Origin of the sequence: Streptomyces zagrosensis (assembly GCF_014203645.1) — a bacterium.
In the GTDB taxonomy this organism is placed as follows: domain Bacteria; phylum Actinomycetota; class Actinomycetes; order Streptomycetales; family Streptomycetaceae; genus Streptomyces; species Streptomyces zagrosensis.
Map to the genome: position 1 here is coordinate 1 of NZ_JACHJL010000009.1, position 21,920 is coordinate 21,920.

General features: G+C 69.0%; 16 protein-coding genes. 10 read left to right on the forward strand and 6 right to left on the reverse strand.

What is annotated here, in order from left to right; translation table 11 throughout:
- Nucleotides 1-1,063, reverse strand: a 1,063-nt coding sequence (locus FHS42_RS17945) for a 1-deoxy-D-xylulose-5-phosphate synthase N-terminal domain-containing protein (RefSeq protein WP_246494953.1), incomplete at its 3' end; no start/stop codon positions are given.
- A 462-nt stretch (nucleotides 1,064-1,525) separates the two neighbouring features.
- On the opposite strand from FHS42_RS17945, the gene FHS42_RS17950 reads away from it, so the two are divergent.
- From FHS42_RS17950 to FHS42_RS17965, 4 genes are all read left to right on the forward strand, one after another.
- Nucleotides 1,526-2,521 (forward strand): 4-hydroxy-3-methylbut-2-enyl diphosphate reductase, encoded by a 996-nt coding sequence (locus FHS42_RS17950; RefSeq protein ID WP_184573271.1) that lies wholly within the window; start codon nucleotides 1,526-1,528, stop codon nucleotides 2,519-2,521.
- A gap of 75 nt (nucleotides 2,522-2,596) precedes the next feature.
- Nucleotides 2,597-3,367 (forward strand): alpha/beta fold hydrolase, encoded by a 771-nt coding sequence (locus FHS42_RS17955; RefSeq protein ID WP_312866933.1) that lies wholly within the window; start codon nucleotides 2,597-2,599, stop codon nucleotides 3,365-3,367.
- 235 nt (nucleotides 3,368-3,602) lie between these two features.
- Nucleotides 3,603-4,355 (forward strand): GntR family transcriptional regulator, encoded by a 753-nt coding sequence (locus tag FHS42_RS17960; RefSeq protein WP_184573273.1) that lies wholly within the window; start codon nucleotides 3,603-3,605, stop codon nucleotides 4,353-4,355.
- 309 nt (nucleotides 4,356-4,664) lie between these two features.
- Entirely contained in the window at nucleotides 4,665-4,856 is a 192-nt protein-coding gene (locus tag FHS42_RS17965) for an SPOR domain-containing protein (protein WP_184573274.1), read from the forward strand.
- Nucleotides 4,857-4,952: 96 nt separating this feature from the next.
- Here the strand turns inward: FHS42_RS17965 and FHS42_RS17970 are convergent, their stop codons facing one another.
- Nucleotides 4,953-6,347, reverse strand: a complete 1,395-nt coding sequence (locus FHS42_RS17970) for an MATE family efflux transporter (RefSeq protein ID WP_184573275.1) — start codon at nucleotides 6,345-6,347, stop codon at nucleotides 4,953-4,955.
- A gap of 111 nt (nucleotides 6,348-6,458) precedes the next feature.
- Here FHS42_RS17970 and FHS42_RS17975 point away from each other — a divergent pair, with 111 nt between their 5' ends.
- The 4 genes from FHS42_RS17975 to FHS42_RS17990 all read left to right on the forward strand — a co-directional run bounded on the left by FHS42_RS17975 (nucleotide 6,459) and on the right by FHS42_RS17990 (nucleotide 11,899).
- A complete protein-coding gene (locus FHS42_RS17975) occupies nucleotides 6,459-6,983 on the forward strand; it encodes a PadR family transcriptional regulator (RefSeq protein ID WP_184573276.1) in 525 nt (174 codons plus the stop codon).
- A 163-nt stretch (nucleotides 6,984-7,146) separates the two neighbouring features.
- Nucleotides 7,147-7,548, forward strand: coding sequence for an NUDIX hydrolase (locus FHS42_RS17980; RefSeq protein WP_184573277.1), 402 nt, complete (start codon nucleotides 7,147-7,149; stop codon nucleotides 7,546-7,548).
- 158 nt (nucleotides 7,549-7,706) lie between these two features.
- Nucleotides 7,707-8,147 carry an ATP-binding protein gene (locus FHS42_RS17985; protein ID WP_184573278.1) on the forward strand — a complete coding sequence of 147 codons (441 nt, stop codon included), beginning with the start codon at nucleotides 7,707-7,709 and terminating at the stop codon, nucleotides 8,145-8,147.
- A gap of 533 nt (nucleotides 8,148-8,680) precedes the next feature.
- Nucleotides 8,681-11,899, forward strand: coding sequence for a SpoIIE family protein phosphatase (locus FHS42_RS17990; protein ID WP_246494971.1), 3,219 nt, complete (start codon nucleotides 8,681-8,683; stop codon nucleotides 11,897-11,899).
- A gap of 136 nt (nucleotides 11,900-12,035) precedes the next feature.
- Here the strand turns inward: FHS42_RS17990 and FHS42_RS17995 are convergent, their stop codons facing one another.
- The 4 genes from FHS42_RS17995 to FHS42_RS18010 form a co-directional block, all read right to left on the reverse strand.
- Nucleotides 12,036-12,803, reverse strand: coding sequence for a succinate dehydrogenase/fumarate reductase iron-sulfur subunit (locus tag FHS42_RS17995; protein WP_184573279.1), 768 nt, complete (start codon nucleotides 12,801-12,803; stop codon nucleotides 12,036-12,038).
- Complete coding sequence (locus FHS42_RS18000; protein ID WP_184573280.1) at nucleotides 12,800-14,836, reverse strand: fumarate reductase/succinate dehydrogenase flavoprotein subunit; 2,037 nt, start codon at nucleotides 14,834-14,836, stop codon at nucleotides 12,800-12,802. The genes FHS42_RS17995 and FHS42_RS18000 overlap by 4 nt, the downstream gene beginning before the upstream one ends.
- A gap of 99 nt (nucleotides 14,837-14,935) precedes the next feature.
- Nucleotides 14,936-15,763, reverse strand: a complete 828-nt coding sequence (gene sdhC / locus FHS42_RS18005; RefSeq protein ID WP_184573522.1) for a succinate dehydrogenase subunit SdhC — start codon at nucleotides 15,761-15,763, stop codon at nucleotides 14,936-14,938.
- Between the two features lie 492 nt (nucleotides 15,764-16,255).
- Nucleotides 16,256-16,540, reverse strand: coding sequence for an Rv0250c family protein (locus tag FHS42_RS18010; RefSeq protein WP_184573281.1), 285 nt, complete (start codon nucleotides 16,538-16,540; stop codon nucleotides 16,256-16,258).
- A gap of 348 nt (nucleotides 16,541-16,888) precedes the next feature.
- Here FHS42_RS18010 and FHS42_RS18015 point away from each other — a divergent pair, with 348 nt between their 5' ends.
- On the forward strand, nucleotides 16,889-19,387 hold the full coding sequence (locus tag FHS42_RS18015) for an ABC transporter substrate-binding protein (RefSeq protein ID WP_246494954.1): 2,499 nt from the start codon (nucleotides 16,889-16,891) through the stop codon (nucleotides 19,385-19,387).
- Nucleotides 19,388-19,688: 301 nt separating this feature from the next.
- Nucleotides 19,689-21,593: a translational GTPase TypA gene (typA, locus tag FHS42_RS18020; protein ID WP_184573282.1), complete on the forward strand. Its 1,905-nt coding sequence runs from the start codon at nucleotides 19,689-19,691 to the stop codon at nucleotides 21,591-21,593.
- The last annotated feature ends 327 nt before the right edge of the window (nucleotides 21,594-21,920 follow it).

The window sequence follows — 21,920 nt, forward strand, 5'->3', positions numbered from 1 at the left end:
GCTGCAACATCGCCGCCGTAATCCCCACCACATCCTCACGCTCCGCACCCACCCGCACCATCTCATCGGAAAACACCGACGTCCACGACGGACCCGCTGGCTTCTTCTGCGACGATACGGCGCCGATCGCGTGGAATTGGTCCAACTCGTGTTGTTCGGCGGGAGCGTGGCCCTTGCCCTTTTGGGTGATGCAGTGCACGATCACCGGCCCGCCGAACGCCTTCGCCCGGCGCAGCGCCGACTCGACCGCCACTAGGTCATGGCCGTCCACAGGGCCGACGTACTTCAGGCCCAGGTCCTCGAACATGCCCTGGGGGGCGACGAAGTCCTTGAGGCCCTTTTTGGCGCCGTGCAGGGTGTCGAGTAGCGGGGTGCCGATGACGGGCGTGCCGCGCAGCCGGTCCTTGCCCCACTCCAGGAAGCGCTCGTAGCCCTGGGTGGTGCGCAGCGTCGTCAGGTGTTCGGCGAGCCCGCCGCGCGTGGGCGCGTACGAGCGGCCGTTGTCGTTGACGACGATGACCAACGGGAGGTCCTTGGTGGCGGAGATGTTGTTGAGCGCCTCCCAGGCCATGCCGCCGGTCAGCGCCCCGTCTCCGATCACCGCGACGACGTGCCGGTCGGTCAGCCCGCGCAGCCGGTGTGCCTTGGCGAAGCCGTCCGCGTAGGACAGGGCGGTCGAGGCGTGGGAGTTCTCGATCACGTCGTGATCGGACTCTTCTTGCGAGGGGTAGCCGGACATTCCGCCGCGGCTGCGCAGTTGGGTGAAGTCCTTGCGGCCGGTGAGCAGTTTATGCACGTACGACTGGTGGCCGGTGTCCCAAAGGAGCCGGTCGCGCGGGGAGTCAAAGACCCGGTGCAGCGCGATCGTCAGCTCCACCACCCCTAGGTTTGGCCCCAGGTGCCCGCCCGTCTTTGACACCGCCTCTACCAGGAACTCCCTGATCTCGCTGGACAGGGCGGTCAGCTCGTGCGGCGCTAGGCGGCGTACGTCCGCTGGGCCGCTGATCCGGTCGAGGAGCGGCGTGGTGCTTGCGCTGACCCCGGACTGCGAGCGAGAACTCAAAACGCACCTCCATTACTGGCGCGGGGGCGGCACTGCCCTCGCGAAATTCCGTGGAACGGCCGACCACGGTCGGGGAGTTCTTCGTGGCTGAGGAGGAGGGGAACGGTGAGCCCCTGGTGCGGCGTCCACGCTACGGCCGCCGTGGCGCATGCGCGTATGGCAATTGATTGCCTGTGTCGCGTCTTCCATCTGCACTGAAGTGCCAGGGCCAGCCAGGTTTGGGTGCTTCCTCACCTGACAATTCCGTGGAATCTGGACGAGCGAGCGGTGCATCGGCCGTTCGCCCCGGCCACCTGATGCCGGTGATGCTCGCGCTCCGGCGGGTCATAAAAGCCAGGTGTCGTGCGCGACAGGCATTTGTGACAGGAGTCTGCTATATACCCGACGCGCACTCGCCGCGAGAATTGGGAACATCAGACTTTTAGTCGTTACGACGTCTTCGATGCCTGGAGGGAGCAGTCGATGCCTTCGGTAAGTGACACAACGCTCACGTCCCCGCGGCAGCAGCGCAAGCGAATCATCATGGCCGAGCCGCGCGGATTTTGTGCGGGGGTGGACCGTGCGATCGGCATGGTCGAGAAGGCCCTTGAGCTGTACGGAGCGCCGGTTTACGTACGTAAGCAGATCGTGCACAACCAGCATGTAGTGAATGAACTGGAGAAGCTGGGCGCACGTTTCGTCGATTCCGAAGACGAGGTCCCCGAAGGGTCGATCTGTGTCTTTTCCGCACACGGCGTATCGCCGGCCGTCCGTGGAAATGCGGCCAGCCGCGAGCTGAAGGTGATCGACGCGACGTGCCCGCTAGTGGCCAAGGTCCACCAGGAGGCGCGCCGCTCATCGGACGCGGGCAAGACGATCTTGTTGATCGGCCACTCCGACCACGAAGAGGTCGAGGGCACTGTTGGTGAGGCCCCGCAGGACACCATCGTGGTGGAGAGCGTCGAGGACGCGCAGCGCCTGGAGTTCGACCCCGGTGTGGAACTGTCCTACCTCACCCAGACCACGCTCTCGCTGGACGAGACCAAGGACATCATCGGCGAACTCACGCGCCGCTTCCCCCACATCAAGGGCCCCGGCAGCGACGACATCTGCTACGCCAGCCAAAACCGGCAAAACGCGGTCAAGGACATCGCCGCCCAAACCGATCTGGTGCTGGTCGTCGGCTCCGACAACTCCAGCAACTCGGTGCGGATGGTGGAGGTCGCCATCCGGCAGGGCACCCAGTCCTACCTGGTCAACGACGTCTCCAAGCTGGACGAGCGCTGGCTTGATGGGGTGGACACGGTGGGCGTGACCTCCGGAGCCAGCGCGCCCGAGGTCCTCGTACAGGAACTGGTCGCCCGCCTCACCGAGTTGGGTTACGGCGATATCGACAGCGTGACCACCACCACGGAAGACATCGTGTTCTCCATCCCCGGCAGCCTCTTTCAGCACACGGGGCAGCCGCGCCCGGAATAGGCCGCCGACCGCAGGGCTGGGGGCCCGCCTAGCCTGTGGCCGGGCTGGTCAACCAGCCTAGCTAGAATGCGGGCCATGCGTGAGTCCTTCACAGCTGGGCAACTGCGCTTGTCCTTCCTGGATTTCGGCGGTCCGGGTCTTCCCCTGCTGGCTTTTCACGGGCATCTCAACGAGGCGTCGGTGTTCGCCCCGCTGGCTGAGGCGTTGGCGCCGCGATGGCGAGTCATCGCTTTGGACCAGCGTGGACATGGTGAGTCCGACCGTGCACAGAGCTATCAGCGGGCTGACTACGTCGCGGATATCGCGGCCTTCCATCGCCATCTGGGACTCGGTCCCGTGCCGGTTCTCGGCCACTCCTTGGGCGGCGTGAACGCCTACCAGTACGCCGCCCGGCACGCAGGCCAGGTCTCCGCCCTGATCGCCGAGGACATTGGCGCCGAAGTGAACGCCGACTGGTCCTTCGCTACGCAGCTACCTGGCAAGGCGCCGTCCCGCCAGGCATTGGCCGCGGCTCTCGGTTCGACGGCGCCCTATCTTGAGGCTTCCTTGCGCCAGTTCGACGACGGCTGGGGATACTCGTTCGACATCGATCACACGGTGCGGTCCCACCAGGCCCTCAGCGGTGACCACTGGAGCGACTGGGAGTCGGTGACCTGCCCGACCCTGCTGGTCCGGGGAACGGACAGCGAGGTACTTGCCCAGGACCACGCCCGGGAAATGATCGCCCGCCGGGCCGGTCAGGCTCGGCTGGCCGAACTCCCAGCCGGGCATGTCGTGCATGTCGATGCTCCCGACCAGTTCGCCGCCGCTGTGCGTACCTTCCTGTCCCAACTGCCCGCGGTGTGAGGGAGACCGGTGGTCAGCGTGCAGCGCAGTGCGTACGCTGCGGCGGGGGCGCCTTCGTGGCGCGATGCCTTGGGGCGGGGCCCTGCGTACACCTAGCGGAAGAGCTGACCGGAGTCCACTCCTGACCAGCAATGCATCACATCGGGTGATTCGTAGCCCAAAGCTTGCGGGTCTTCTTAGGCGATTGCGAAGCTGATGCGGACTGTCAACCCCCTGGGACCTGTTGGGAGGGGCCGTGGCCTTTGGCGAGCAGCCCGCATATCTCCGCGTGGCCGGCGACCTCCGGCAGAAGATCGTCGCCGGCGAGCTGCCGCCGCATACCCGTCTTCCTTCGCAAGCCCGCATTCGCCAGGAGTACGGAGTCTCCGACACGGTCGCCCTGGAAGCCCGCAAGGTGCTCATGGCGGAGGGGCTGGTGGAGGGCCGATCCGGCTCCGGTACGTACGTCCGTGCGCAGCCCGTCCTGCGCCGCCTGATCCGCACCGGATATCGCACCGTTGATGACTGCACCCCCTTCCGGCAGGAGCAGGCCGACGAGACCGTGCGCGGCACCTGGGAATCGAGCAGCATCCAGGAGGAGGCCACGTCCGATGTCGCCGCCCGTCTGTTGATCACCCCCGGTCAGCGCGTGATGCGCACGCGCTATGTCTTTCGGGCCGCCAATGAGCCGACGATGCTCTCCACCTCCTGGGAGCCACTGGCCATCACGGGGCGCACGCCGGTGCTGCTGCCGGAGGAGGGCCCGCTGGCCGGGCGCGGTGTCGTGGACCGCATGGCGGCGATCGACCTGGTGGTGGACAACGTCGTCGAGGAGGTCGGTGCGCGCCCTGGGCTCGCCGAAGAGATGCTCGCCCTTGGCGGCTGTGCCGGCCACGCGGTTTTGGTCATCTCCCGTACGTATTACGCCGGCGGGCGGCCCGTGGAAACCGCCGACGTCGTGACCTCCGCAGACCGCTACCGGGTCGCCTACCACCTGCCGGTCCGATGACCCAGCACCGTGGGTGACGGACGCCCCCGCCGATGGGTCGTTGACCCTTTTCTCGCCGCTCGGTCGGTTGGGCGGCTGCGTTATCACACTGGTTATGGTGATGTGTGCCGGATGGTGCGTGAGGTATCCGTGAGTGCCGTGAGTCACGCTGACCGTCCATAGAGTGGCCGGATGCCTACCTCTTGGTGAGAATTCGTATCCGCTGCGTAAGGGTCGGGCGTAGGCTCGGGCATATGCGGATCGCGGTTTCCCAGAACGGATTTCGACAGCGTGCGCCGGGGTGCAGCCGGCCTCAAGAGGGGGTGCGGGATGACTGATAGCGCCCCCGAGCCCTCCCTGCCCTGGCTGGTCGTCCGCCAGGACGACAACGGCAACCGCTATCGCGTCGGGCGGTATGCCACCAAGAGCGAGGCGGAACAGGTAGCCGACCGGCTCCACGCACGTGGCCCGAGCAAGCTCTACGTAGTCGAACGCTCTACCGCGCCCCGGCGCACCGCTTGACCACGACGCCGTCCGTCCGCACCAACGCTCCCCGTACCGCGCGACTCGCCGAGCGCGCAGGTCAGCGGCGAGGTCACGGTTGAACTACCGCGGGGCTCACGAGGGTTCACTAGGCGAAGCAGTGGCCGGGTGGGGAGGTGCCGGGTTCGGTACGGAGCTTTTCACGCGACTTCCGCCATGGCCCGCGGGCACCGGATGTTCGGTACGCCGGTACAGCGCGGTGATGGCTGCGCATTGCAAGGCCATGGAGAGCGCCATGGCCAGGCACACGCCCGGCAGTCCGAATGTCAACAGACCGTATGCAAGCGGAAGTTGGAGTAGCACCCCACATACCGTGACCCGGGCGAGTGCCGGGCTGCTGCCGCTGCCTTCGAACACCCCGCCCAGCGCGATAAAGCAGGCGAGCAGTACCAAGTACGGGCCTACGCACCGCAGATAGAGCGCCCCCGCCTCGGCCACCTCGCCCTCGCTGCCGAAGGCCCGCATGATCAACGGACCGGCGGCGAGCAGTGTCAGCGCGGTCAAGAGCCCGAGTGCCCCGGCGAGGAGCAGCGCCTGGCGTCCGATGGCCCGCCGCTCATCGCGTCCCGTGCCGAGTAGCTGGGCGGTGCGAATGGCGGCGGCCTGGCGTATCGCGTAGAAGCCCATGGTCGCGACGTACATCGCCTTGGTCGCGATGCCGTACGCGGCGACCTCGCCGGCACCGATCCGGGCGACGACGGCGACGATGGCGAGCGCCCCCGTCATGCGCGCGACGAAGTCGGCCGCCATGGGCAGTCCGGTCGCAGCCGTTTTGCGGGCATCGACGCCGAGCGACCCGGTCCGGCGGGGGGATGCTCGGGCCGCGAGCCGCAGCGTGTCGTTGCGGCGCAGGGCCACGAAACCGCAAGTGAGCGCGACCGTACGACCCAGCACCGTGGCCATCGCCGCCCCGCGTACCCCGAGGTCGAAGCCGAGGATGAGCAAGGGGTCCAGCACGAGAATCAGTCCGTTCGCGAGCACCGCGAGCCGCATGGGGGTCCGGGTGTCGCCCGCGCCTTTGAGCATGCCGTCCACGACGTTGGTGGCGAAGAAGACCGCGATTCCTGGCAGCGCGATCGAGAAGTAGTCGGTGGCCAAAGGGAGCGAGTCGCCACCGCCGAGCACGAGGCGGGCGAGCGGTTCGCGGCACAGGTAACCGCCGATGGCGACCATTGGCGTGAGGAGTGCCCACAGGGCCCATCCGCCGCGCACGGCGGAGCGCATCGCTAACGGGTCCCTTGCGCCACTGGCTCGGGCGAGCAGCACGGTGGTGCCCGAGCCCGCAACGAGGATGACACCGAGCAGCAGGTTCTCGACCGTGGTGGCGACGGCCACCGCGCCCACCGCGGCCCCGCCGAGCCGTGCCACCCAGACCATGTTGATGATCCCGGCCGTGACTCCTGCGAGAAGTTCGCAGTAGACCGGTAATGCGAGTGACATCAGCATGCGCCGGTGTTGCGTTGCCTCCACGACGGCACCCTCTCTATCCGCTGTACCTCGTTTAGAGGTATAGCGAATAGAGATAACATGAGGGCGGAGAGCGGGCAAGTGTGTGGACCGATACGGGAAGGGGCTCGGCGCGTGCTGGAGCTGTCGATTCTGGGTTTCCTGTGCGAGGGGCCCCTGCATGGCTACGAACTGAAGAACCGCATCCAGGGCCTCAGTGGCCACATCCGCCCAGTCAGTGACGGTGCGCTCTATCCGGCCATCAGTCGGCTGGTGAAGGGCGGCCTGGTCGAGCAGCGCACCGAGCCCGGCACCGGCGCCGCGGCCCGCCGGGTCCTGACCCTCACCGAGGCGGGGCGCACCGAACTGCGGGCCCGGCTGCGCCACCCCAAGCAAGCCGACATCACTGATGGTCAGCGCTTCTTCACGCTGCTCGCGTTCCTGCGGCACCTGACTGACCGCGCCGAGCAGGCCGCCGTCCTGCGCCGCCGGCAGGCCTTCCTGGACACCCCGGCGAGCTTCTTCTACCGCGATGGCGAGCCGGTGCGGGCCGAGGAGGAGTCCGATCTCTTCCGGCGGGGCATGCTGCGCATCGCCCGCGCCACTGCGGCAGCGGAAACGCAGTGGCTGGCCGAGGCCATCGACAGCCTGGAGACCTGAGCGGGGCCAAGCCGGAGGCATCCGCGCCGGCCTGTCCTGCTCAACTGTCCTGCTCAACCATGCTGCTCAACCGTCCCGCTCGGTCGTCCCGATGGCCTGCCCCGACGAGCAGCCCCGCTAGGGTCCTGCCCTGACGTGAGTTCCCGACGGTGAAGGCGGAGTGATGGCGGTCCTGATCGACACGGTGGCATGGGTGCGTGTGCAGGACGGCCGGATTCTTTGCGCACGGCCGCGGGGGAAGAGCATCTTCTACATCCCCGGTGGCAAGCGGGAGGGCGCGGAGAGCGATCGGGAGACCCTGCTCCGCGAGATCGAGGAAGAGCTGACCGTACTCCTTGACCCGGACACCGCGGTGCACGTGGGTACCTACGAGGCCGTGGCATCCGATGTGCCGGGCGGCGCCGTGGTGCGTATGAGCTGCTACACCGCGGACTACGCCGGGACGTTGACGGTGAGCAGCGAGATCGAGGAGCTGGCCTGGTTCTCCTACGCTGACCGCCCCCTGGTCCCACCCGTGGATCAGCTTCTCTTCGATGACCTCAAGGCATCGGGCCGGCTGGTCTGAGCCGGCAGGCGCGGTCGAGGCGTACTGGCGGCCGAGAATACGCCGAACGTGCCACCGTGCTTCCCCGCGGACGATAGGCCCACCCGAATATCGGGTATGTGCTGATTAACCCCGTCTAACGTGGACAATTCAATGGGGCCCGTCAGCGTTCAGGGGAAGTGGTCGGCGTGAACGACAGCGCAGGGGCCGTGGCCTCCACACCGGGGTTCGCCGAGTGGAGCTTCTCCGCCGAGCCTGACTCCGTGCGCAGCGCCCGCGGGCTGGTGCGCAACGCATTGGCGGACTGGGGCCTTGCAGCGATCAGCGATGTGACCGTTTTGCTGGTCAGTGAGCTGGTCACCAACGCGCTCCGGTACGCGAGCGGCCCGATCGGTGTTCGCATGTACTGCCGGCCCCTACCCGGCTCCGGCGGTCGCGCCCTATTGGTCGAGGTGTCCGACCCGGTGAAGGACCCGCCAAGAGAACGGGCCGCGGCCCCCGAGGACGAAGGGGGTCGCGGCCTTCAACTGGTGGCCTGCGCGTCCCGACGCTGGGGGACCCGGCGCGGCACGGTGGGCAAGACGGTCTGGTTCGAACTCGCGCTCCCGAGCGGTGCATGAACGCTGCCGGACGGGTAGGCGACGAAACGGCGGCGGTGCGACCCAAGCGCACCGTATGACCCGGCCGGACGAAGGCCGGGAAGCTTTACGGCAAGGCACGGGGCCGGGGTGCTGGGACGGTGTGTGGGGCGCGTGTGCTGGAACGGGAGCCTGACGGGTGGGGGACGCGCGTGAGCTGTCTGGTTAGAGTCGAGTCTGCCTGGTGAGGAGTCAGGCAGCAGCGGTCTGTGAAACGGTCTGGCCTGCCGTAATGAGCGGTAGGCGGGATATTTCGCGGCGACGGGGCCCTGGCCGACATGCCATGGCCCGGCGGGGGCTGACGGGGGTTCGATGGGGCCGCCCAAGCCCGAGCGGACCCGTGCTGGGTCCGTCGAGCGGCTTGTCGAGCGTTCGCGATCGTTACTTCGCACGGGAGTGCGTCGAGACCGTGCTGTGATCGTGAAGGCCGTGCAGGGAGTGGCCGGGGTGCTGGATACTCGGCGTTCTGGGCCGGTCCTAGCACCTGAGCCGGAGGAGACGGGCACGTGAGCGACATGCCAGCGGGGGCGGAGACGCCCGACGGAACGGAGATAGCACCGATTTCGGCACCGATGTGGCAGGGCAGCCCGCCGGGTTCCATTTACGACTATATCCGGGTGGCATCGTTCTCCATCGGCCCTGACGGACGTGTGGAGCAGTGGAGCGAACGCGCCGCTGAACTCCTCGGCATTCCGGCCCACGAGGCCATAGGACGTGACCCGGTGGAGGTGTTCGTCCCGCCCGAGTTGCACGAGCGCGGCCACCGTAAGGTCGCCGAACTGCTCGACGGCCGCGAGTGGACCGGCCTCGTCCCCTATCTGCGACCGGAGCCCGCTGCCCCAGCCCCCCGTACGCACGCCTCCGAGGCCCCCGAGGCCCCTAAGGAAACCGCCGCGGCGGCCCCACCCATCGCGCGCACCGACTTCATCCCCGACCCCCGCACCGCCGCGGAATCCCGCACGTCGAGCAGGGGCGCTGGACGAGAGGGCGGGCGCTACCCGCGAAGCAGCCCCGGCGACGGGCCGTACGGACTCGCCGAGATCTATCTGATGCCCACCCGAAACGACAAGGGTGAACGTTCCGCGCTGTGCATCGCCGTGGATGTAAGCGCACTGCGCCAAATCGAGACGGACCTCGCCGCCTCGCAGGCCGTTTTCGGTCAATCTCCGCTGGGTTTCTTCTTCGCCGATATGGACCTGCGGTTGATGCGGGTCAATGAGTGCTTTGCCCGTTCCTTCGGCCGCCCGGTGGAGTGGCACCGCGGGCGCACCCCGTACGACTTCCTGCCGCGCGCAGAGGCCGACCGGTTCAGCGCCTCGCTGCGCCGGGTGATCGAGACCGGGGTACCGGTCACCGGCATGCAGATCATTGGCTCGCGGTACGGGGAGACGGACCGGCACCGCTGGCAGGCGTCGTTCTACCGGCTGTATAGCGGATCGGGGCGGCCGATCGGCGTGGCCGGTCTGGTCATCGACACCACTGACCGCCGCCGCGCGGAGCAGGAGGCGGCGGGCGTCCGCCGCAATCTCGCGCTGCTGAACGAGGCCGGTGCCCGCATAGGCACCTCGCTCGACCTGGAGACCACCGCCCGTGAGCTGCTGGCCGTCGCCGTGCCGCAATTCTGCGACCTGGCGTCGGTCGATCTGTATCAGGGGTTGCTCGCCGGCGACGAGGCCCCGCCGGAGCTGTGGGCCGCCGCCCGCGGTTCGGGCAGAGGGCGCGGCCGGGCCGGTGAGCCCGTGACGGGCAGCGCACAACTACGCCGGGTCGCCTTCGCCAGCGCCGTATCGGATGGCCCGGTCGCGCTCTCCGGCTACGACGACAGCGAACCCTGCGGCATGGATGGCACAGCTAGCACAGCTAGCACGGCCAGCACAGCCAGCACAGCCAGCACCGGCGGCTCGTCCAGCACGGCCAGCCCAGAGGGCATGGGCCGCACGGCCGATGTAGGTGACATACGCGGCACAGCCGATACGGCTGGTGCGGCTGGTGCGGAAAAGGCGGCGCAGGCCGAGAAGGAAGCAGGCGATGAGCCGGGGTCGGGGTCGCCCGGTGGGTACGGGGCCGGCGACGCACGGTCGCACGTGCCCTACGGCGGCCGTCCGGGACGCGCGGGCCGGCGGCCGGTGCAGGTCGGGGAGGTGCACCAGTACGCGCCACACTCACCGTGCGCCACCGCGCTACGCACCGCGCAGGTGCGCGTCATCCCCGGCCGGGAGGCCGGCATCGACCCAGACGGCGGCCCCGAACTGGGGGCGGTCGTGCAGTCCACGCTCGCCGTGCCGATGGTGGCCAGGGACACGGTGGTGGGCCTTGCCCAGTTCTCCCGTACGAAGGGCAGCGAGCCGTTCGGGGAGCGAGACACTGCGCTCGCCGTCGAACTGGCCGCCCGCGCCGCCGTCTCCATCGACAACGCCCGCCTCTACCGGCGCGAGCACGAGCGCGCGCTGATCCTCCAGCGCAGCCTGCTGCCGCCGGGCAACCCGGAGGCGGCCGGCCTCGACATCGCCTGCCGCTATCTGCCGGGCAGCGAGGCGACGGAGGTGGGTGGCGACTGGTTCGACGTCATCGAGTTGCCCGGGCACCGCACCGCGCTCGTCGTCGGCGATGTGATGGGGCGCGGGCTGCGCGCCGCCGTGGCCATGGGCGAACTGCGTACCGCCGTCCGTACATTGGCGATGCTGGACCTGGAACCGGCCGAGGTGATGACCGCGTTGGACGAGATCGCACAGGGCCTTGGGGCGCCGGGCACCACGCGCTCCTCCACGCGCTCGGCAGTCCGGCAGGGCACGCGCCGTTCCGTACGGGCGCCCGGGGCGACGGGGCGGGCGCGGGGCACGGGCGGCCCCGGCGACTCCGACCCGTCCGAGATCTACCTGGCCACCTGCGTATACGCCGTCTACGACCCGGTCACCCGGCGCTGCACCATCGCCAACGCCGGGCATCTGCCGCCAGTGCTCGTCCCGCACGGCGAGCAGCCTCGACTGGTGGAACTGCCGGCCGGAATGCCGCTGGGGGTGGGCGGCGAGCCGTTTGAGGAGAAGGAGTTCGAGCTCCCGGACGGGGCGCTGCTCACGCTCTATACGGACGGGCTGGTCGAATCCCGCGATCACTCGCTGGACGTGGGGATCGAGGCGCTGCGTATGGCGCTGATCGATCCGCCGGTCACCGCCGCCGACGTCAGCCCGCTGGAGGGCTACTGCGACCATGTGCTTACCGCCCTTGACACCCACCACGGCGAGGATGACACGGCTTTGCTGATGGCCCGCGTGCAGGGCCTGCCCGCCAGCTCGGTCGGCGATTGGCGGCTGCCGTGTGAGCCCAGGTCGGTGGGCCGGGCTCGCGAACTGGCCTGCCGCCAGCTCCGCGAGTGGGGCCTTGACTCCCTGGTGGATACGGCCGAACTGTTGGTCAGCGAGCTGGTGACGAACGCGTTGCGGTACGGCGAGATGGGCGTGCCGCCGGCGAAACAAGGTGGCGAGATACGCGTTCGGCTGCTGCTCGATCGAAGCCTGGTATGCGAGGTGTGGGACAGCGGTCTGGTGCAGCCACGCAGACGACGGGCCCGCGACACGGACGAGGGCGGGCGCGGCCTGCAACTGGTCGGCCTGCTGAGCGCGGCCTGGGGCAGCCGGCGGACGCCGCGCGGCAAGACGGTCTGGTTCGAACTGGCTCTGCCGAACGGCGATTCGAGCGAAGCGGACACCACCGAGGCGCTGCTGAGCATGTTCTAGGTGCGGGGGTGCGGGGGTGCGGGGGTGCGGGGGTGCGGAGGTGCGGGGCGCGGCGCGAAGTCGGCGACCCCCGCCCCCGCCCGCGACCCCCGCCCGCGACCCCCGCCCGCGACCCCGCCCCCGGCGCGCACGCCCGTTACTGGCCCCGGCGCTTGATCTTGTTCCCCAGCCACACCAGGGGGTCATACTTGCGGTCCACGGCGCGCTCCTTCAGCGGGATCAGGGCGTTGTCGGTGATCTTGATGCCCTCCGGGCAGACCTCCGTGCAGCACTTGGTGATGTTGCAGTAGCCAAGGCCGTGTTCCTCCTGGGCGGCGCGCTTGCGGTCGAGGCCGGTCTCGTCGGCGGCGTCCAGCGGATGCATGTCGAGTTCCGCGATGCGCATGAGGAAGCGGGGGCCGGCGAACGCCGGCTTGTTCTCCTCGAAGTCGCGGACCACATGACAGGTGTCCTGGCACAGGAAGCACTCAATGCACTTACGGAACTCCTGTGAGCGCCCCACGTCCTCCTGCGACATGCGGTACTCACCCGGCTTCAGATCGGCCGGGGGGACGAAGGCGGGGATCTCGCGGGCCTTGGCATAGTTGAACGAGACGTCTGTGACCAGATCCCGCACCACCGGGAACGCTCGCATCGGCGTCACCGTGATGGTTTCGGACTGCTCGAACACGGACATTCGGGTCATGCACAACAGCCGGGGGCGGCCGTTGATCTCGGCGCTGCACGAACCGCACTTGCCGGCCTTGCAGTTCCACCGGACGGCCAGGTCGGGAGTTTGGGTGGCCTGAAGCCGGTGGATGATGTCGAGGACCACCTCCCCCTCATTGACCTCGACCGTGAAGTCGCGCAGACCTCCGCCGTCCGCATCGCCTCGCCACACCTTGAAGTGCGCCTGATAACTCACTGGCTCAGCTCCTCATCCGTCAGGTACTTCACCAGTTCGTCCCTCTCGAAGAGCTGGAGCAGATCTGGCCTGATGGGCGGCGTTTCGCGACGCTCCAGTTGAATTTGCCCGGCCTGGTCGCCCACCAGACCACTGAGGCCCGGGTCCGCGGGCGCGACCCCACCGCCGTGCACCGCTGGCCGCTCCGCGTCGATCTCTGGCTGGGTCGCCACCTGGCATACGAGGTTGACCCGGCGCCAGAGCCGGTCCATCGCCGGGAAGTCGTCGCGGGTATGGCCGCCGCGGCTTTCCGTGCGCTCCAGCGCCGCCCGCGCGACGCACTCGCTGACGAGCAGCATGTTGCGTAGGTCGATCGCCAGGTGCCAGCCCGGGTTGAACTGCCGGTGCCCCTCGACCCCCGCCCGGCGGGCGCGCGCCCGCAATCCGGCGAGCCGGTTCAGCGCCTCGGCCATCTCCTCGTGCTTGCGGATGATGCCCACCAGGTCGTTCATGGCTTGCTGGAGTTCCTGATGCAGGGTGTACGGGTTCTCCACCGGGCCGCTGGCCGTGGTGGCGTTCACGTCCTCCGCGCTGAACGGGAGCAGCGCCTCGGCCTCGGCCGCAGCCGCGTCGGCTTCCGCGACCACCGGGCGGTCCTCGGGCCGCGTGTTCGCCGCGAGCTGTGCCGCGTACAGGCCCGCTCGCCGGCCGAAGACCAGCAGGTCGGAGAGCGAGTTGCCGCCGAGCCGGTTGGAGCCGTGCATGCCGCCCGCCACCTCGCCCGCCGCGAACAGGCCAAGCACGCCGGTCGCCGCAGCCGTGTCCGGATCGACCTCGACGCCGCCCATCACGTAGTGGCAGGTCGGGCCCACCTCCATCGGCTCGGCCGTGATGTCCACGTCCGCCAGTTCCTTGAACTGGTGGTGCATGGATGGCAGCCGTCGCTTGATGGTCTCGGCGGACATCCGGGTGGACACGTCGAGGAAGACGCCGCCGTGCGGTGAGCCGCGGCCCGCCTTCACCTCTGAGTTGATGGCCCGCGCCACCTCGTCACGCGGCAGCAACTCCGGCGGCCGGCGGTTGTTGTCCGGGTCCTCGTACCAGCGGTCGCCCTCCTCCTCGGACTGCGCGTACTTGTCCTTGAAGACGTCCGGAACGTAGTCGAACATGAAGCGCTTGCCGTCGCTGTTGCGCAGCACCCCTCCGTCGCCACGCACCGACTCGGTGACGAGAATGCCCTTCACCGATGGCGGCCAGACCATCCCCGTCGGATGGAACTGCACGAACTCCATATTGATCAGCGGCGCCCCGGCGAGCAGCGCCAACGCATGGCCATCGCCGGTGTACTCCCAGGAGTTGGACGTCACCTTGAAGGACTTGCCGATGCCGCCGGTGGCCAGCACCACTGAGGGCGCCTCGATGACGAAGAAGCGGCCCGACTCGCGCTCGTAGCCGAAGACCCCGGCCACCCGCCCGCTGCCGCCAGCTCCCGTTGGCCCGCCCGCCGGGTCGGCTTCCTTGAGTACGCGGGTGACCGTGCACTCCTGGAAGACCTTCAGCCGCGCCTCGTGGTCGCCGAACTCGCGCTCGTCCTCCTGCTGCAAAGCGACGATCTTCTGCTGGAGGGTGCGGATCAGCTCAAGACCCGTGCGGTCGCCGACGTGGGCCAACCGCGGATACTCATGCCCGCCGAAGTTGCGCTGTGAGATCTTGCCGTCAACCGTGCGGTCGAACAGCGCGCCCCAACTCTCCAACTCCCACACCCGGTCCGGCGCCTCGCGCGCATGGAGTTCGGCCATCCGCCAGTGGTTGAGGAACTTCCCGCCGCGCATGGTGTCGCGGAAGTGCACCTGCCAGTTGTCGCCCTCGTTGACGTTGCCCATGCTGGCCGCGATGCCGCCTTCGGCCATCACCGTATGAGCCTTGCCGAACAGGGACTTGCAGATGACGGCGGTACGCATGCCCTGCTCGCGCGCTTCGATGGCGGCGCGTAGCCCCGCACCGCCCGCGCCGATCACGACGACGTCCCACGCCTGCCGTTCGACTTGCGTCATGTCTTTTGTTTCCCTCTCACAGCCTCGGAGTTCCCACATGCCCTGTGGGCGGTCGCCACCCGGACCGTGGGCCGTCCCCACCCGTCCCGTGCGTGGTCGTCAGAAGAAGGTCGGGTCGTCAAAGGCTCCGATCGCCAGCAGATAGACGTAGAAGTCCGCGAGCGCGACGCTGACCAGCGAGTACCAGGCGAGCTTGGCGTGGCGCGCGTTGAGCTTCCCGATCCATCCCCACAGCCGGTAGCGCACCGGGTGCTTGGAGAAGTGCTTGAGCCGCCCACCGACGATGTGCCGGCAGGAGTGGCAGGAAAGCGTGTAGGTCCACAGCAGCACCGCGTTGGCCAAGAACACCAGCGTGCCGAGCCCCATGTGGCCCCACTCGTAGTCGGCGTTGCGGAAGGCCAACACGGTGTCGTACGTCAGGATGCAGGCCACCAGCGTCGCGGCGTAGAAGAAGTAACGGTGGATGTTCTGCAAGATCAGCGGAAAGCGCGTCTCGCCGGTGTACCGCTTACGGGGCTCGGCCACGGCGCACGCCGGGGGCGAGGCCCAGAAGCCGCGGTAGTACGCCTTGCGGTAGTAGTAGCAGGTCAGCCGGAAGCCCAGCGGCAGGATCAGGATGATGATCGCCGGTGAGATCCCCCACCAGTCACCTACAAGGGCCCAGTTGGGGCCGTCGCGCATGGGCTCGCAGTTGTCCGCGAGGCACGGCGAGTAGAACGGTGACACATAGGGCGATTCGTAGTAGTCGTCGTTGGCGAAGGCCCGCCACGTCGAGTAAATGATGAACAGGAGCAGTCCCGCGGCGGACGCGGCGGGCGCCAGCCACCAGCGGTCCGTACGCAGATGGCGTTCCGGGATGGCGGCGCGCGACGCACTGTGCACGCCGTGCGCTCCCGTTTGGACATGAGGGTCGGTGCCTGTGGCCAAGGGGGACTCCGCGGTGGCGTGGTAGCGGCTCGGGTCGGTCGTACGGACGAGCTGACCGGGAAGACCGGTCACATGAGGTCACACAGGGACAAACGACACCGCACGCATCAGGCGACGTCATCCGCTCAAGAAAATTGGTGCGCGCTCGGCGAGTTGCACTCATCGGGTGCCGAGCCATTGGCGATATCGGGGGAGGAGGCGTGGGTGGCGACATGAGGCGAAGGGGGCGCCGACCCGCGGCGTGTGCGCCAGGGCCCGCGGCGTGCGCGCCGGGGCCCGCGCTGTGTGCGTACGGTCTGCGCCCTAGGCGTATGGCCCAGTCTCGCGCCGCCCGGGCGCGGGCCCGCGGCGTGCGCGCCCGCGGCCGGGCCTTCGGCGTGCGCCGGGGGGCGATCCGGGCGGTGGCGAGTGGACAGGTACGGCCCAGGCGGCGGTGCGGTGTGCGCGCCGCACCAACGCCGGGGCCCTGACCTGCCGGTTCTGCACCACTCACTAGGGGGCGTGACCCTCCCGGGAGCCGAGGCCCTCGTCCTCGGCGCCCACCCATAGCGCCGCGTCGTACGGGGTGTCGGGGATGGGCACGCGCTTCGGGCGAGCGGGCTCTGGCGGGGCCGATGCGCGCAGCAGAGCCACGCTTTCCCGCAGGTGATCCGCGTCGGTACGTACCCTGCGGATGTCGAGTCCATCGGAGCCGACCTGCTGTTCCAACCGCCCGACGCAGCGGACCAGATCGTTGAGACTTCGCTGAACAGCCGTCAAATCATCGTGTACGGACATGACTTGCCCTCACTTCCGCGGTTGCGGACGGCGACACTCATGCGACAGCGAGTGTCGCGCGCCGCGCCCGCTGTTGGGAAGAGATCTGCCGGGATTCAGGGCGCACACCGGTGTCATTGCGCCCCTCCCGTTTCAAGCCTAGACCTGAGCGCCGCGCAATTTCGGGAGCGCTACGCCGCGCGAGTGGCGGCCGTTTTGGCCGGATATCGGCCCGCCCGGCCTGGCTAGGCCGGGCGGGTGGCCTTGCGGCGTGAACCCGCCGTGTCGGCGCCGCTGGCCGGGGGCTGTCGCCTTCAGTGAGTGGTCAGTCCATCTGATGAACGGCAATGTCACCCGGAGGTACCCGCCATGTCCGTCGATGGCGTCATCAGGGGCCCGGCGTCCCGCACCCGCCGCTGCGCCACGCTGTTCGCCGCCGGGGTGCTGCTGCCGCTTCCGTGGCTCACCGGGTGCAGTTCCGGCGGCGACAAGGACGCGGCGGCGGCTCCCGCCGCACACGATGTCGCCGATGCCTCCCGCGCCGACCTCTCCGGGCGGGGCACGGTGCGCTGGGCCATCGACGCCAGGCCCACCACTCTCAACGTCTTCCAGGCCGCCGCCGACGCCGGCACCGAACGGGTGGCCGGTGCCGTACTGCCCACGCTGTTCACCCTCGACAAGCAGGGCCGGGCCCAGCGCAACGCGGACTATCTGAAATCCGCCGAGATCACCGACCGCGACCCCCAACAGGTCGTCGTCTACCGGCTGAACCCGAAGGCTGTTTGGAGCGATGGCCGCGCCGTGGGGGTGGCCGACTTCATCGCGCAGTGGCGGGCGCTGCGCGGCAAGAACACCGCGTACTGGACGGCCCGTAACGCCGGCTACGAGCGGATCAAGCAGGTATCGCCCGGCGCGGAGCCCGGGGAGGTCAAGGTCACCTTCCGCCGGCCGTACGCGGACTGGCGTGCCCTGTTCAGCCCGCTGTATCCGAAGGACGTGATGGCCAGCCCGAAGGCGTTCAACGAAGGAGTGCGGGACCGGCTTCCGTTGTCGGCCGGCCCCTTCATGTCGAGCGCGACGGACACCGAGCGGGGCAGCAGCCGCGACGACGGCAAGCGGGGGCCGGAGCGGTACGACGAGAGGCGGGAGCGGGGGCAAAGGCCCGGTGCGCGAACCGGCACTGCGCGAACCGGCACGGCGGAGCACCGTGCGGCGCGGGCCCCCTCGTCGCGCTTGTCGCGCTTGTCGCTGGTGCGTAATCCGCGCTGGTGGGGCGAGCCCGCGCGGCTGGACAAGCTGGTGTTCACGCCGGTGCCCCGTGCGGAGCGGACCGCTGCATTGGCCGCTGGCACGCTCGACGTGGCCGAGATCGACGCGGCCACGGCCGAGCGGATCGAGGAAGCGGGCGGGGCCAAGGAAGCGGGCGGGGCCGAGAACGCGAGGCGGCCCGCCGGCGGCCCACCGCCCGGAAACGGGCCAAACGGGGCGGTCGGAGCAGCGCCCCTACTCGGCGGCAGCGCGGCGACCATGACGGACGCGGCGAGTGCGCTGCGCTCCTGGGTGATCGAGTACGGCCCGAAGGACGCGCGGGACAGGGCGCTGCGAGCGATGGAGGTGGAACGGGCGGCAGCGGTGCGGCGCGCGGTGGAGAACCGGGCGCTGAGCGCCTTCACCGTCCGCAGGTCCCTTGAGCCCGCTTACACCCAGCTCGCGCTGAACGGCACATCCGGGCCGCTCGCCGATGAGCGAGTACGCCGCGCGATCGCCCGGGCCATCGACCGGGAGGAACTGGCCGATACGGTGCTGGGCTCGCTCGATCTGTCCGCGAAGCCGCTCGGCAGCCATCTGACCATGGCCGGCCAGCGGGGATACAAGGACAACAGTGGCGTCATCGGTGCCCAGGACAACGAGGCGGCCCAGTCGCTCCTGGCCGACGCCGGCTGGCAGCCGGGCGCGGGCGCGGCCCCGCCGAAGTCCACGGACGCCAAGCCCGACGCCAAGCCCGACGCCGGGAGGGACAGTGAAGCGGGCGCGAGGTCGGACGCCGGCACTGACAGCAAGCCGGGCGCGAGGTCGGACGCCAGAACGGACAGCAAGCCGGACGCTGCCCAGGATGCGGCGGAGGAGGCTGGGCGGGCCGGGGAGCAGGACCAGCCCGAGCGGGACCGCCCCGAGGGCCGAAGTGCGGCGCGTAACGGCGTCAACCAGCACGGTTCCGACCGGGACACCGGCCGATCCGCGGCCCGGGACGGGAGCGCCCGGGAAGGGACCACACGGTCGGGCACCGTGCCCGGCGGGGCGCCGGTTCGGGTGAAGGACGGCGATCCGCTGCTGCTGCGCTTCGTCCTGCCCGCGGGCCCGGGCACCGAGCAGGTGCGCGAGGTCGGCGAGCGGATCGCGCGCATGCTGGGCACGATCGGCATCCAGACCGACATCACCCAGGTCACGGACAAGAGGTACTTCAAGGACCACGTCGCCAAGGGCGACTACGACCTTGCCCTGTACTCCTGGCCCGCTACCGCCTTCCCGGCCACCGACGCCCGTCCGATCTTCGCCAAGCCGCGCCCGGCGGCGGACGGCTCGCTGCTCGTGGAGCAGAACTACACCCGGGTCGGTACGGATCAGATCGACCAGCTCTTCGACCAGGCGTCCACCGAGTTGGACGAGGACGCGGCACGGAAGCTGATCCAGCGGGCCGACGCCCGCATCTGGGCCGCGGCCGGTTCCCTTCCCCTCTACCAGCGTCCGCAACTGGTCGCGGTCCGCTCGGGCGTGGCCAACGTGGGCGCCTTCGGCTTCAGCACTCCGCGCTACCAGGACATCGGCTACGAGAAGTCCGAGGACGCGAAGGCGGGGGCCGCACAGTGAGCCGGGGCGAGCGCGCGCGGCCGGGGCCGGGCCGGTGGCGGGGGAGGGGATCGAGGGAGGACAACGGGGAAGGAGCGAAAGAAGCAGGGGGTAAGCGCGGGACAAGGGCAGGTAAAGACGGGGCTCGCGGGGCCCCGCTGAGCTGCGGGTCGTGGTGCTCCGCAAAGGGCCGGGGAAGGGCTGAGGCGGCCGGTACCGCCCTTGCCCCGTACCATGGGGTAAGGCCGAGGCTTTAGATCTGCCCGGCAGCGCGCGTACCGGACCGTACGCCGCGATCCACGATTCCGGGAGAAGCGTCGCAGTGCCCACGCGCCACGATATTCGTAATGTAGCCATCGTCGCCCATGTCGATCACGGCAAGACGACCCTCGTCGACGCCATGCTCAAGCAGGCGGGCGCCTTCGCGGCGCACGCGGCTGAGAAGCTTGACGACCGGATGATGGACAGCAACGACCTGGAGCGTGAAAAGGGGATCACGATCCTGGCGAAGAATACCGCCGTCAAGTATCACCCGAAAGACGGTGGTGACCCGATCACCATCAACATCATCGACACCCCTGGCCACGCCGACTTCGGTGGCGAGGTGGAGCGCGGGCTGTCGATGGTGGACGCGGTCGTGCTGCTCGTGGACGCCTCGGAGGGTCCGCTGCCGCAGACCCGCTTTGTGCTCCGCAAGGCGCTCGCGGCCCGGATGCCGGTCATCTTGTGCATCAACAAGACCGACCGGCCCGACTCACGTATCGACGAGGTCGTCAACGAGACGTACGACCTCTTCCTCGACCTGGACGCGGACGAGGAGCAGATCGAGTTCCCGATCGTCTATGCCTGCGCCCGCGACGGCGTCGCTTCGCTGACCAAGCCGCAGGACGGCACGGTCCCGCCCGACAGCGAAAACCTCCAGCCGTTCTTCGACACGCTGCTTTCGCACGTTCCGGCCCCCGAATACGAAGAGGGTGGCTCGCTCCAGGCGCACGTCACGAACCTGGACGCGGACAACTTCCTCGGCCGTATCGCGCTGCTGCGGGTGGAGCAGGGCGAGCTGAAGAAGGGGCAGACCGTCGCGTGGATCAAGCGCAATGGCAGCGTTGCCAACGTGCGTATCAGCGAGCTGATGATGACCGAGGCGCTGACCCGCAAGCCTGCCGAAAAGGCCGGCCCCGGCGACATCTGCGCGGTCGCCGGCATCCCGGACATCATGATCGGTGAGACCCTGGCCGACCCGGAGAACCCGGTCGCACTGCCGCTGATCACGGTGGACGAGCCCGCGATCTCGATGACCATCGGCACCAACACCTCCCCGCTGATCGGTCGCGGTGGCACCGGTAAGGGCGCGGAGAACAAGGCCGTGGTCAAGGACCGCAAGGTCACCGCCCGTCAGGTCAAGGACCGCCTGGACCGCGAGCTGATCGGTAACGTCTCGCTGCGCGTCCTGGACACCGAGCGCCCGGACACCTGGGAGGTACAGGGCCGCGGCGAGCTGGCGCTGGCCATCTTGGTCGAGACCATGCGCCGGGAGGGCTTCGAGCTCACCATCGGCAAGCCGCAGGTGGTCACCAAGGAGATCGACGGCAAGCTGCACGAGCCGATCGAGCGCATCACCATCGATGTGCCCGAGGAGCACATGGGCGCGGTCACCCAGCTCATGGGCACCCGCAAGGGCCGTATGGACAACATGTCCAACCACGGCTCGGGCTGGGTGCGGATGGAGTTCATCGTTCCCTCCCGCGGCCTGATCGGCTTCCGTACGGAGTTCTTGACCAACACCCGCGGTACGGGCATCGCGCACTCGATCCACGAGGGCCACGAGCCGTGGTTCGGCGAGCTGATCACCCGTAACAACGGCTCTTTGGTCGCCGACCGCTCCGGTGCGGTTACCGCGTTCGCGATGACCAACCTCCAGGAGCGCGGCGTTCTGTTCACCGACCCGGGCGTCGAGGTGTACGAGGGCATGATCGTCGGGGAGAACTCGCGCGCCGACGACATGGACGTGAACATCACCAAGGAGAAGAAGCTCACCAACATGCGCTCCGCCAACGCCGATGTCACCGAGTCGATCGTGCCGCCGCGCAAGCTCTCCCTGGAGCAGTCGCTGGAGTTCTGCCGCGACGACGAGTGCGTTGAGGTGACCCCGGAGGCGGTCCGTATCCGCAAGGTCGTCCTCGACCAGAAGGAGCGCGGCCGGGCAGCCTCCCGCGCCAAGCGCTAACGCTTACCGCGCGGGCGCATGGATGCGCATCGTGCTACAGGCCCCAGTCTTCGCGCCGGGTGAACCGGCGTGCGCACTGGGGCCTGCGCGCAGGATGCACCACACCACATCCGCCGGATGCGCCACACCGCATGCACCGGGGCGCTCTGCCATGCCTCGGGCGCCCTCTCGCGCCTCCAGCGCCCTCTCTGCCCTGGGCGCCCTGCCTCGCCCTCAGCGCCCTCGCACGCGCCCGGAAGCCCTGCCCTGCCTCCTTCGCCGCGCAGCGAAATGCAAGGCGTAATCAAGCCAACCGATTTCAACGCCATCAGGCCACCGGGCTGGAGC

Bases quoted from the DNA above. Each gene is read 5' to 3' on its own strand.
- FHS42_RS17990 (WP_246494971.1), top strand. From the start codon at position 8,681: ATGCCAGCGGGGGCGGAGACGCCCGACGGAACGGAGATAGCACCGATT.
- FHS42_RS17965 (WP_184573274.1), top strand. From the start codon at position 4,665: ATGACTGATAGCGCCCCCGAGCCCTCCCTGCCCTGGCTGGTCGTCCGC.
- FHS42_RS18015 (WP_246494954.1), top strand. From the start codon at position 16,889: ATGTCCGTCGATGGCGTCATCAGGGGCCCGGCGTCCCGCACCCGCCGC.
- FHS42_RS17980 (WP_184573277.1), top strand. From the start codon at position 7,147: ATGGCGGTCCTGATCGACACGGTGGCATGGGTGCGTGTGCAGGACGGC.
- FHS42_RS18010 (WP_184573281.1), bottom strand. From the start codon at position 16,540: ATGTCCGTACACGATGATTTGACGGCTGTTCAGCGAAGTCTCAACGAT.
- FHS42_RS18000 (WP_184573280.1), bottom strand. From the start codon at position 14,836: ATGACGCAAGTCGAACGGCAGGCGTGGGACGTCGTCGTGATCGGCGCG.
- FHS42_RS17955 (WP_312866933.1), top strand. From the start codon at position 2,597: ATGCGTGAGTCCTTCACAGCTGGGCAACTGCGCTTGTCCTTCCTGGAT.
- FHS42_RS17950 (WP_184573271.1), top strand. From the start codon at position 1,526: ATGCCTTCGGTAAGTGACACAACGCTCACGTCCCCGCGGCAGCAGCGC.